This window comes from Flavobacterium sp. 123, assembly GCF_003634825.1.
Classification (GTDB): domain Bacteria; phylum Bacteroidota; class Bacteroidia; order Flavobacteriales; family Flavobacteriaceae; genus Flavobacterium.
Genome location: NZ_RBXD01000001.1, coordinates 1,939,234 through 1,950,796 on the forward strand (window position 1 = coordinate 1,939,234; position 11,563 = coordinate 1,950,796).

Genomic DNA, 11,563 nt, shown 5'->3' on the forward strand with positions numbered 1-11,563 from the left:
TCAAAATAATAAAAGCATAAATATAATGAAAACACATTTCATCGCTATTGGCGGAAGCGCTATGCATAATTTAGCATTAGCATTACATAATAAAGGATATCAGGTTACAGGAAGTGACGATGCTATTTTTGAGCCATCAAAATCAAGATTAGATAAAAAAGGAATTTTGCCAGCAGAATTAGGATGGTTTCCAGAGAAAATTACCGCTGATATTGAAGCTGTAATTCTAGGAATGCACGCCAAAGCTGATAATCCAGAGTTGTTAAAAGCGCAGGAATTAGGATTGAAAATCTATTCCTATCCTGAGTTTCTATATGAACAATCTAAAAATAAAACGCGAGTTGTTATTGGAGGTTCACACGGAAAAACAACTATTACATCAATGATTCTTCATGTGATGCATTACCATAATATTGAAGTGGATTATATGGTAGGTGCACAATTAGAAGGTTTTGATACCATGGTTCATCTAACCGAAGAGAATGATTTTATGGTTCTAGAAGGCGATGAATATTTATCATCACCTATTGATAGACGACCAAAATTCCATTTGTACCAACCTAATATTGCATTGATTTCAGGAATTGCTTGGGATCATATTAATGTTTTTCCAACTTATGAAAACTACGTTGAACAGTTTGAAATTTTTATTGATAAAATTACAAACGGTGGAATCTTAGTTTATAATGAGGATGATTCAGAGGTAAAACGAGTAGCTGAAGCCGCTACAAATCCAATACGAAAATTAGCGTATCATACTCCAAAATACTCCGTTAGTAATGGCGTTACCTTGCTTGAAACTCCAGAAGGAGATATGCCAATTGAAGTTTTTGGTGCACATAATCTTAATAATTTGGCTGGTGCAAAATGGGTTTGCCAAAACATGGGAGTAGACGAAGCAGATTTTTATGAGGCAATTGCTAGTTTTAAAGGCGCTTCAAAACGATTAGAAAAAATTGCTGAAGGTAAAAATAAAGTAGCTTATAAAGATTTTGCTCATTCACCTAGCAAAGTATCCGCAACGACTAAGGCTGTTAAGGAACAATATCCGGAACGTACTTTGGTGGCTTGTTTAGAATTGCATACGTATAGTAGTTTGAATGCGGAGTTTTTAAAAGAATACGAAGGAGCTTTGGAGTATGCAGATGTTGCAGTTGTTTTTTATTCGCCTGATGCAGTTAAAATCAAACAACTTGAAGAAGTTACTTATGAGCAAATTGCAAAAGCTTTTAATAGAGAAGATTTAATTATTTATACCAATCCCAAAGATTTCAAAGACTATTTATTTAATTTAAATCTTGAGAATTCAGCTTTATTATTGATGAGTTCCGGTAATTACGGAGGATTGAATTTTGATGAAGTTAAAGGATTGATAGAGTAAATAAAATTTATCTAATTTATAAAAGAGAAATCTTAGCGATGTAAAAGCTGTGATTTCTCTTTTTTCATTTCATTAATTTTTATGAGCGAATTTTCTTAATTTTGTAAATTATTTAATTCTTATAGCAAATGAATAATTTTCCTATTACAAACTGGTCAGAAGAAGACAAACCACGTGAGAAACTGATGCTTAAAGGCAAAAGTGTTTTGAGTGATGCAGAGCTCATTGCTATACTTATTGGTTCTGGAAATAGGAATGAATCTGCTGTTGATTTGAGTAAGCGAATTTTGGGTGGTATTGATAATAATTTGAATGCTTTAGGTAAATTGACTATTCAACAACTAATGAAGTTTAAAGGCATTGGAGAAGCAAAAGCAATTTCAATTATAGCTGCTATGGAACTTGGTAGACGAAGAAGAACTGAAGATGTTGTTGATTTAACAAAAATAACGTCTAGTCAAACTATTTTTCAAATTATGCAACCTATTATTGGAGAATTGCCACATGAAGAATTTTGGATTATTTATTTGAATAATTCCAATAAAGTAATTTCGAAATCTCAGCTTAGCAAAGGCGGAATTACTGGGACTTTAGTTGATACACGTTTGGTTTTTAAAGTAGCATTAGAAATGGGAGCTACAAGTTTGATTTTATGTCATAATCATCCTTCGGGGACAATAATGCCAAGTGATGCGGATAAATTAATTACTAAAAAACTAAAATTAGCTGGTGATAGTTTAGATGTTAAAGTTTTAGACCATTTAATCATTACTGAAACAAAATATTATAGTTTTGTAGATGAAGGAATTTTTTAATTTATGAAAACTACTATTACCGACATTTTTTTTGATTTAGATCATACGCTTTGGGATTTTGATACGAATTCAGCGTTGACTTTTGAGTCTATTTTCAAAAAGAGTCACCCAACTATTGAAATAGATAAATTTATTGAGCAGTATGTGCCAATAAATCAAGCGTGCTGGAAGTTGTATCAGTATGATAAAATTACTCATGATGAACTTCGTTACAACCGATTAAAGTTTTCTTTTGACGCATTGAATTATGATATTTCAGATGAACAAATAGATAGTATCGCTCACGAATACATTCAAGGTTTGCCAGAAAACAATAATCTTTTTGAGGGAACTTACGAAATTTTAGAGTATTTAAGCATCAATTATAGACTTCATATCATTACAAATGGTTTTGCTGATGTTCAATATAAAAAAATTAATAATTCTAATTTGGGAGGTTATTTTCAGACCATTACTAATTCAGAAATGGCAGGAGTAAAGAAACCCAATCCTATTATTTTTGAACACGCATTAGATTTGGCCAAAGCCAAAAAGGAAAGTAGTGTAATGATAGGGGATTGTTTAGAAGCTGATGTTCAAGGGGCTTTAGATGCCGGTTTAGGAGCTATTTTTTTTAATGCAAACAAAATTGAAGTCCCAGAAAATATTGTTTATATTAACCATTTATTAGAACTAAAAAAATATTTATAGATTATGAAAACACGATTTCTATTTTTAGCATTATTAATTTCAAGTTACTGTTTCTCGCAATCCGTAAATGACTATAAAGCGGTACTTATCCCTTTGAAGTTTGACTTTATGAAGAGTGATAATCAGTATCGACTAGCAACTTTATCTAAGTTTAATTTAAGTAAAGCTGGTTTTCAAGCCTTTTATGCAAATGAGCCTATGCCTAAAGAAAATAATGATAGATGTAATTTGATTTATTTTGATGTTGTAAAACCAAATTCATTTTTAATTACTAAGCTTTATATCACTTTTAAGGATTGTAATGGAAAGATTATTTTTCAATCTGAAATAGGAGCGAGTAAAGAAAAAGATTCACAGTTAGCCTATACGGAATCATTGAACAAAGCTTTCATTTCGGTTAATGCACTAAATTATAAATATAATAATACAGTTTCGAGTAATTCAAATACTAATTTAAATCCAGATGTTAGTCCATTGCCAATTGTACAAGACGCATCGAAAGCTACTGTTAAGCAAGAGACTTTAAAAACAGAGAATAGTAGTGATGATAAATCAAAAATACTTTACGCACAACCAACAGCAAATGGCTTTCAGTTAATTGATAGTACTCCAAAAGTAATTTTTAAGATATTTAATTCCTCTAGAAACGATTGTTTTATTGCAACAAAAGCGAATATTCAAGGTGTTTTAATCGAAAAAAATAATCAGTGGTTCTTTGAATATTATCAAAATGATACTTTGGTTTCAGAAAAAGTAGCAGTTAAGTTTTAGAGCTAATATCCATATTTGTCTTTCCAACGATTTTTAAGAAATTCTCTAGTTGTGTTTTCTCTAGAATTATTACCAGGAATATATAAAGGAGTATTGCTAATCGCATCAGGAAGGAACTCCTGTTCTGCAAAGTTATTTGTGTAATCGTGTGAATATTTATAATCTTCACCATAACCAAGCTCTTTCATCAATTTAGTTGGCGCATTTCGTAAATGAATAGGAACGGGCAAATCTCCGGTTTGTTTAACTAATTGTTGTGCAGTTCCAATGGCTAAATATGACGCATTGCTTTTTGGTGAAGTTGCTAAGTAAATAGCACATTGACTCAATAAAATTCTACTTTCTGGATAACCTATAGTTGAAACAGCTTGAAAAGTATTATTAGCCATTATAAAAGCAGTAGGATTTGCGTTACCAATATCCTCACTAGATAAAATTAACATACGTCGAGCAATAAATTTCACATCCTCACCACCTTCAATCATTCTAGCCAACCAATAAACGGCTCCGTTAGGATCACTTCCGCGAATTGATTTTATAAATGCAGAAACAATATCATAGTGTTGTTCTCCCGTTTTGTCATATAAAACAGTGTTTTGTTGCACAAGTTCAAAAACACGATCATTAGTGATTGTTATTTCGTTATCATTAGACGCGTTTACAACAAGTTCAAAAATATTTAATAGCTTACGTCCATCACCACCAGAAAGACGGAGCAAAGCTTCTGTTTCTTTAAGATTGATTTTTTTTTCTTTCAAAATAACATCTGTAGCTATGGCTCGCTCTAGTAAAGCCTCTAAATCTTGCTTGGCAAAAGCATTCAAAATATAGACCTGACAACGAGACAATAAAGCAGGAATCACTTCAAAACTTGGATTTTCAGTCGTAGCGCCTATAAGTGTAATCCAGCCTTTTTCTACTGCGGCCAAAAGTGAATCTTGCTGTGATTTGCTAAAACGATGAATTTCATCTATAAAAAGAATTGGATTTTTTGAAGTAAAAAGACCACCACTTTGCTTAGCTTTTTCAATAACATCACGAATGTCTTTAACACCAGAGTTTATAGCACTTAATATATAAAAAGGGCGTTTTGATTCTTGCGCTATAATTTGTGCAAGCGTAGTTTTTCCCGTGCCAGGAGGCCCCCAGAATAGGAGTGAAGGGATTATTCCCTTGGTTATTTGCTGTGTTAATGAGCCATTTGGCCCAACTAAATGGGATTGACTAATATAATCCTCTAATTTTTGTGGGCGAATACGTTCTGCTAAAGGTGCTTCCATTTTGTAAAATTACTATTTTTCAAACGGACTTTTTTCAGATTCTAATTTTTTTTCAGAAGCTATTTCCAGCTGTCCACTATATCTTTTTAACTCGTCAACAAAACGAGATAAAAAGGATGCCCCCCGAAACTTCTGGATCATCTGGGCTAGGGATTTATTTTTTAGAAGAACTTTTAGTTTAATATGACAAAATAGCATTAAATTGGTTGTGGTTAAGTTTTTGACTTTGATTAAAAAAACAATACGAAATCAAAACTAATGGATAATCATTTCAAATTTACTAATGCTGTTATTGGACTTCCACTATTTTTTGTAGTATGCCTATGGTTTGTTTTTTGGCTTGAAATCCGATTTGATTATGATTTTGTTACTAATGGAATATATCCAAGAACTTTTTCTGGTTTACAAGGAGTTTTATTTAGCCCTTTTATTCACGCCGATATTGAGCATCTTTATAATAATTCAATTCCACTATTGATTTTGTTAGCAGCTTTACAATTTTTTTATGCGAATCAATCAATTAAAGTTATTGGATTTGGAATTTTAATTTCTGGATTAATTACTTGGGTTATTGGTAGGGATAATTATCATATCGGTGCCAGTGGTTTGATATATGTGTTGGTGAGTTTTATTTTCTTTAAAGGTTTGCAAACTCAATATTATCGTTTAGTTGCGCTGTCACTAGCTGTAATTATTATTTATGGTGGTTTAGTTTGGTATGTTTTTCCAAACCCAGAAACATTGGGAGAAAAGTCAATTTCTTGGGAAGGTCATTTGGCTGGACTCATAACGGGTTTTGTTTTGTCATTAATTTACAAAACACCTGAATATAAAAAGCTAATTAAATACGATTGGGAAAAGCCAGAATACAATCCAGAAGAGGATAAATTTATGCAGCGTTTTGATGCAAAAGGAAATTTTGTAAATCTATCACCTGAAGAAAAAGAGCAGATTTTTTTATCCTATTATACATCTAATCTTCCTATTGAGTATGAAATTGTTTTAGATAAAAAAAATGAACCAAAACCGGAGTCTTAATTCATTCTTTATTATTGTATTGATAGTATCTTGCCCTAATAAGCTTGGGAAAGATATTAACTTCTTTGTCTTACCGCTTCGTATAAAAAAGCACCACAAGCTACAGATACATTTAAAGAGCCTATTGTGCCAAACATAGGAAGTTTTGCTTTTTCGTCAACGATTTTAAGTACAGAAGGATTTATTCCGCGATCTTCTGACCCCATTATTATTGCAACAGGTTCATTAAGGGATATATCGTAGATGTTTTGTTCTGTTTTTTCAGTTGCAGCTACCGTTTTTATACCTGAACCTTGCAAATAAAATATAGCGTCTTTAATATGTTCTACTTTACAAATAGGCACATTAAATACTGCTCCTGCTGATGTTTTAACGGTGTCACCGTTTACGGGTGCTGAACCAGCTTTTTGAACTATAATTCCATTTACACCAGTACATTCAGCAGTTCTAATGATGGCGCCGAAGTTTCGTGCATCTGAAATTTGGTCTAAAATTAAAAATAAAGGTACTTTACCTGAAGACACAGTCGCTTCAACTAAATGTTCTAAATCGATAAAACCAATAGGCGATATACTTGCAACAGCACCTTGATGATTGTTAGGTGTTAATCGATTTAATTTTTCTACAGGAACATAAGAGAAATTAATATTACCTCGTTTCAGTACTTTCATTAAGTCTTTCATCAGTTCGCCAGAAATCTCTTTTTGTATAAATACTTTGTCAACTTCTGCACCTGATTGTATTGCCTCAATAATAGCTCTTATCCCGAATATTAAATTTTCTTTTTCCATGTCGCAAAGCTAAGTAAAATCAGTGTAAAAAAAAAACCACCAGCCTAAGCTGATGGTTTTTAAATTTATTTTAAGAGATAATTAAAATTTATCCCAGAAAAGTTTAGTAGATAATTTATCTCCACCAATTGCTGTTGAAGCAGCAGTAACGTTTGTAGCGTTAATTTGTTGTTCTCTTGAAGGATAAGTATATCTTACAGGAACAGTTGTTTGGCTATTATAAGTCACGGCAGGAGCAGACAATACAGGGAAATCTAATCTTCTGTATGAAGTCCAAGCTTCAAAACCTCTATTGAAAAGAGCAATCCAAGCTTGTTCACCTATTTTTTGTTTATCAGTACCAGTTGCAGTTGCATAAGCAACGCTTGGTAGTGCTAAATAAGTTGTAATATCTGCTGAGTCTACACCCCAATTTTCCATTGAAGCAGTGATAGCAGCGTTGTAGTGACTTTCAACAGTTCCACCTACAGCAACACCTTTTGATACAGCTTCAGCTAATAAAAATTCTACTTCAGAATAATCAAATATAGTTCCAGGGAATTTTTGATCATTTAATGTTCCTGAAATGTGAGAAAAACTAGCAAAACTGTTTGAACTACCATAAATACCACCTACATAAGCATTGTTTTTAAGCGTGAAATATTTAGCTCTTCTTGGGTCAGTTAATGCATTCATTTTGTCTACTAAAGTGTTAGCTGGAACAAAATCATTTCTTTGACTAACAACTAAATCAGCGTATAATGGATTTGAATTTCCAACTGAAGTATCTAAGTAGTGTAGATTAGTGTTGTCATCATTGCTTGAAATAGTTCCAGAAGCAACTGCAGCAGTAATGTGAGTAGCAGCATATGTAGGATCAACATCATGCATGTTAACAGCTAATCTTAATCTCAATGAATTGGCAAATTTTTTCCATTTCATTGCATCACCACCATAAATTAAATCAGCATCTCCAAAATTATCATTACTTGAGATAAGAGATACGTCAGTAGCTAATCTTGCAAGTAAATCTTTGTAGATTGTTTGTGCATCATCATATTTTGGTAATGGATGAGCCTCAAGATCTAATGCCTCAGAATAAGGTACATCTCCAAAAGTATCTACTAATACATTGTAAGCATAAACCATCATGATATCTACAATTGCTTTTTTGTTATTCAAAATAGCAATATCTGTAGTTGCAATAGGTGCTTCTGCATTTAATAAAGATTGTGCTTCTTTCAAATCTTTCAATCCATCTCTATATAATGCACCATAAGTATTAGCTGGAATACTTCTTGTTGTGATATCATATTGGCTTTCATCTGGATAAGTTGTCTCAGTCCAATGTTGTACAAATAATCTATACACATTTATGTTTACAGAAGTACTCACCATTTGGTCTACAATAGCTTTTTGAGCGTTTGTAAATAAAAACTCAGCTTTTGTAGTAGTTGGGTTCTTCGTGTCTTGATTTAAGCCTGTTATATCATCAGTACATGATACGCTCAGCGCTATAAATGCTATTGTTAATATTATTTTTTTCATGATTTAAAATTTAAATGTTACGTTACATCCAATATTTCTTGTTGTAGGTAAAGAACCGGTTGAATATCCAGATGAAGCAAGACTAGATCCCAATCCACTTTCAGGATCTGCATATGGAAGGCTTTTGTCTATTATCCAAAGATTTGATCCAACAAGACTGAATTTCATTTCAGTAAGGTGCATTTTAGATACAACACTTGTAGGTAATACGTAAGTAATATTAACTTCTCTTAATTTGATGAAACCTGCATCATAGATAAATGCTTTGTTTGGCATTCTTCTGTATCCTTGCATGTTTCCGTATTGATTAGGTGAAGGAGTTCTTACTGTATTTGGAGTTCCGTCAGCTTGTACACCTGGTAAAATAATACCACCACCGTTAGCAATTGTATTTCTGATTGGGTTTCCTAATTCATTTATTCCAGCTGATTCAGCATACAAACCTGTTGCTTGACCATATGATTGATCTAATGACCATATGTCTCCACCTTTTTTCATATCAATTAAGAATCCAAAAGAGAAATTTTTGTATGTGAATTTATTTCTAATACCACCAATCCAATCAGCATTGATATCACCAATGATATTATTAGTTGAAGTATTAAGTTTGTATCTACCGTTAGCAGCTACAACTTTTTGCTCATCTAAATAAGTGAAATCAGTACCTTTAATAATACCTAATGGTTGACCAACAACTGCATTTAGAGAAACACCACCTTGAAAGCTATTTAATTGTAAGTTTTCAATTCCAGGAGCTAAAGCTACAACTTCACTGTTGTTTTTAGACCAGTTTACAAATACATCCCATGCAAAATCATTTGTTTTGATTGGTGTAACATTAAATTGAACCTCAATACCTTTATTAACGATATCTGCAGCATTGATATATTTACTAGAATAACCTGTAGAAGTTGAGAATGGTACATTTACAGCTTCACCTGAGTTTTCATTTTTGTAAACAGAAACATCAAAACCTAATCTTCTGTTGAAGAATTGCATTTCCAAACCAATCTCTTGAGCAACAGTTTTAATTGGTGCTAAATTTGGGTTGTTTTTGATACTGTTTACAGAATATAATTGTTGACCATTAAATGGATCGTATTTAGTATACGTATCAACTAATGATAAACTTGGAGTTCCCAATGGGCTTTCAGAATAACCTGCTCTTAATTTACCAAATGATAACCAGTCTTTGTTAACTAGTTTTGTGAATAAGAAACTTCCAGATACTGAGTTACTGAATAATGAGTTGTTTCCTTTAGGTAATACTGAGAAAGCATCTCTTCTAGAAGTAGCATCTAAGAAGAACATATCTTTGTATCCAAGAGAAACAGAAGCATAATAACTGTTTACACCATCTTTAGTAGCTCCTTCTAATGGGAAAGGAACTGTACTTTTTGAATTTGTTAAACTGTAAATTCCAGGAACAATAAGTCCTCCTTCAGTTGAAGCTAATATTGAGTTTACAGAACTTCTTTTAGCACTTCCTCCTAATATTCCATTGAAACTGAAATCTTCTGAGATGTTCTTTTTGAATGTCAAGATGAAGTCATAGTTTTGCTCAGAAAAGTTTCTGTTATATCTTTGGTATCCAGAACCTTCGTCGTTTCTGTTGATTCCGAATTCTGCTGGTACTGAACCATCAGCTCTTCTTTCTTCACGAATTTCTGCATAAGAATCAGAAGATACTTTACCTGTAGCAGTTAACCAATCAGTAAGTATGTAATCTAATTTAGCATAACCTGTAAAACGATTTCTTGTATCGTTTTGATAGTTTTGGTATCTTGTGAAATAAGGGTTATCCCAATAGATTGGTCTTAAATCTGTTGGATCTGACCAGTTCCAAGTTACGTTTTGACCACCTGATCTTTCGTAAACTTGTTTCAATTCTTGGATATCAACGTTAGTTTGAAACCATTGACGGAACATACCAGCAATGTTATCATTGTAACCAGTTGAGTTTCTACCGATAGTGTTTTGTTGAGAGTAGTTAGCAAATGTGCTTAAAGATAATTTATCAGTAAATTGGTGGTTCAATTTTAAACTGAAACTATTTTTTTTCAATTCACTATTTGGCATAATACCATTTTGTTTGGTATTGTTATAGTTGAAAACTACACTTGTTTTTTCATTTCCATCTTCAAAAGACACTGAGTTAGAGATTGATAATGGAGATGTAAAAAATGTAATTGGTCCGTTTTTAGCTGCTTGCCAAGGAGTTGCTTTACCGTAACTATCAGAGTAAGGTGTAAAAGCATTCCAGTTGTAAACTAATTTGTTTGGATCAAATGCAGCTCCAAAAGAAGCATCTTCTGATGTAGGAACAACTAAATCGTCATTTCCATCACCATCGATGTCTCTGTATAAAAACAATCCGCTTGGATCTTCATAGTAAGGTCCATAACCAGCTCCGTATTTGTTTTGGTATTTTGGGAAAGTAGATTTGTCTATTCCACCAGTTACCACTTCAGACGAAACAGTAATACCCATTCCAGTTTTAGCTTTACCTTTTTTGGTAGTAATCATTATTACCCCATTACCAGCTAAATAACCATATAAAGCAGAAGCTGCAGCACCTTTAAGTACGTTGATAGACTCAATGTCGTCAGGATTGATATCCATACCATTGTTACCATAATCGTAAGTTGTACCTCTACCAGCTGTTTGGTTACCTTGGTTTGAGTTAGTGTTAGCGTTGTTTATTGGCATACCATCAACAACAATAAGCATTTCATTTGTTTGTCCAAGAGCTTTAACCCCTCTAGAGATAGCACTAGTAGAACCACCAAAGTTATTGTTTCTTTTGATGTTAACACCGGCAACTTTACCAGATAATTCATTAAGGAAGTTTCCGCTTCCTGCTCCTGCAGTTAAATCAGCTGCTTTTACTTCTTGTGTAGCATAACCAAGAGATTTTTTTTCTCTTTTAATACCTAAAGCAGTTGTTACTACAACTTCTCCTAATTCAACTGAATCATCTTTCAGTTTTACATTAATTGATGTTGCACTTGCTTTAACTTCTTGAGTTTTCATCCCAATGTAGCTAAATACCAAGGTTTGACTTGATGTTGCTTTGATAGAATATTTTCCGTCAAAATCAGTTTGTGCTCCAGTTTTAGTTCCTTTAACTAATACAGAAACGCCTGGTAAAGGCAATCCCGCATTATCAGAAACAGTACCTGAAACAGCTCTCTCTTGCGCAAAAGTTAGTTGCGCCATAAGTACTACTAGTAGTACTAAGAATCCATTGAACTTTAGTTTCATTTTTAA

General features: G+C 32.8%; 9 protein-coding genes. 5 read left to right on the forward strand and 4 right to left on the reverse strand.

Annotation, left to right across the window (positions count from 1 at the left end; genetic code table 11):
* The first annotated feature begins 25 nt into the window (after window positions 1-25).
* The 4 genes from murC to C8C88_RS08395 all read left to right on the forward strand — a co-directional run bounded on the left by murC (window position 26) and on the right by C8C88_RS08395 (window position 3,657).
* Entirely contained in the window at window positions 26-1,381 is a 1,356-nt protein-coding gene (gene murC / locus C8C88_RS08380) for a UDP-N-acetylmuramate--L-alanine ligase (protein WP_121337666.1), read from the forward strand.
* Window positions 1,382-1,509: 128 nt separating this feature from the next.
* Window positions 1,510-2,196: a DNA repair protein RadC gene (gene radC / locus C8C88_RS08385; RefSeq protein WP_121337667.1), complete on the forward strand. Its 687-nt coding sequence runs from the start codon at window positions 1,510-1,512 to the stop codon at window positions 2,194-2,196.
* 3 nt (window positions 2,197-2,199) lie between these two features.
* Complete coding sequence (locus tag C8C88_RS08390) at window positions 2,200-2,886, forward strand: YjjG family noncanonical pyrimidine nucleotidase (protein ID WP_121337668.1); 687 nt, start codon at window positions 2,200-2,202, stop codon at window positions 2,884-2,886.
* Between the two features lie 3 nt (window positions 2,887-2,889).
* Window positions 2,890-3,657, forward strand: a complete 768-nt coding sequence (locus tag C8C88_RS08395; RefSeq protein ID WP_121337669.1) for a hypothetical protein — start codon at window positions 2,890-2,892, stop codon at window positions 3,655-3,657.
* 2 nt (window positions 3,658-3,659) lie between these two features.
* Here C8C88_RS08395 and C8C88_RS08400 read toward each other — a convergent pair whose 3' ends face one another.
* Entirely contained in the window at window positions 3,660-4,937 is a 1,278-nt protein-coding gene (locus C8C88_RS08400; protein ID WP_121337670.1) for a replication-associated recombination protein A, read from the reverse strand.
* A gap of 258 nt (window positions 4,938-5,195) precedes the next feature.
* Between C8C88_RS08400 and C8C88_RS08410 the strand changes: the two genes are divergently transcribed.
* Window positions 5,196-5,975: a rhomboid family intramembrane serine protease gene (locus C8C88_RS08410; protein WP_121337672.1), complete on the forward strand. Its 780-nt coding sequence runs from the start codon at window positions 5,196-5,198 to the stop codon at window positions 5,973-5,975.
* Between the two features lie 56 nt (window positions 5,976-6,031).
* Here the strand turns inward: C8C88_RS08410 and rlmB are convergent, their stop codons facing one another.
* From rlmB to C8C88_RS08425, 3 genes are all read right to left on the reverse strand, one after another.
* Complete coding sequence (rlmB, locus tag C8C88_RS08415; protein ID WP_121337673.1) at window positions 6,032-6,766, reverse strand: 23S rRNA (guanosine(2251)-2'-O)-methyltransferase RlmB; 735 nt, start codon at window positions 6,764-6,766, stop codon at window positions 6,032-6,034.
* An 81-nt stretch (window positions 6,767-6,847) separates the two neighbouring features.
* Complete coding sequence (locus C8C88_RS08420; protein WP_199711401.1) at window positions 6,848-8,293, reverse strand: SusD/RagB family nutrient-binding outer membrane lipoprotein; 1,446 nt, start codon at window positions 8,291-8,293, stop codon at window positions 6,848-6,850.
* A 3-nt stretch (window positions 8,294-8,296) separates the two neighbouring features.
* Entirely contained in the window at window positions 8,297-11,557 is a 3,261-nt protein-coding gene (locus C8C88_RS08425) for a SusC/RagA family TonB-linked outer membrane protein (protein ID WP_121337675.1), read from the reverse strand.
* Window positions 11,558-11,563: the final 6 nt, after the last annotated feature.

Excerpts from the sequence above, each read along its gene's own strand:
- murC (WP_121337666.1), top strand. The coding sequence starts at position 26 with ATGAAAACACATTTCATCGCTATTGGCGGAAGCGCTATGCATAATTTA.
- radC (WP_121337667.1), top strand. The coding sequence starts at position 1,510 with ATGAATAATTTTCCTATTACAAACTGGTCAGAAGAAGACAAACCACGT.
- C8C88_RS08390 (WP_121337668.1), top strand. The coding sequence starts at position 2,200 with ATGAAAACTACTATTACCGACATTTTTTTTGATTTAGATCATACGCTT.
- C8C88_RS08395 (WP_121337669.1), top strand. The coding sequence starts at position 2,890 with ATGAAAACACGATTTCTATTTTTAGCATTATTAATTTCAAGTTACTGT.
- C8C88_RS08400 (WP_121337670.1), bottom strand. The coding sequence starts at position 4,937 with ATGGAAGCACCTTTAGCAGAACGTATTCGCCCACAAAAATTAGAGGAT.
- C8C88_RS08410 (WP_121337672.1), top strand. The coding sequence starts at position 5,196 with ATGGATAATCATTTCAAATTTACTAATGCTGTTATTGGACTTCCACTA.
- rlmB (WP_121337673.1), bottom strand. The coding sequence starts at position 6,766 with ATGGAAAAAGAAAATTTAATATTCGGGATAAGAGCTATTATTGAGGCA.
- C8C88_RS08420 (WP_199711401.1), bottom strand. The coding sequence starts at position 8,293 with ATGAAAAAAATAATATTAACAATAGCATTTATAGCGCTGAGCGTATCA.
- C8C88_RS08425 (WP_121337675.1), bottom strand. The coding sequence starts at position 11,557 with ATGAAACTAAAGTTCAATGGATTCTTAGTACTACTAGTAGTACTTATG.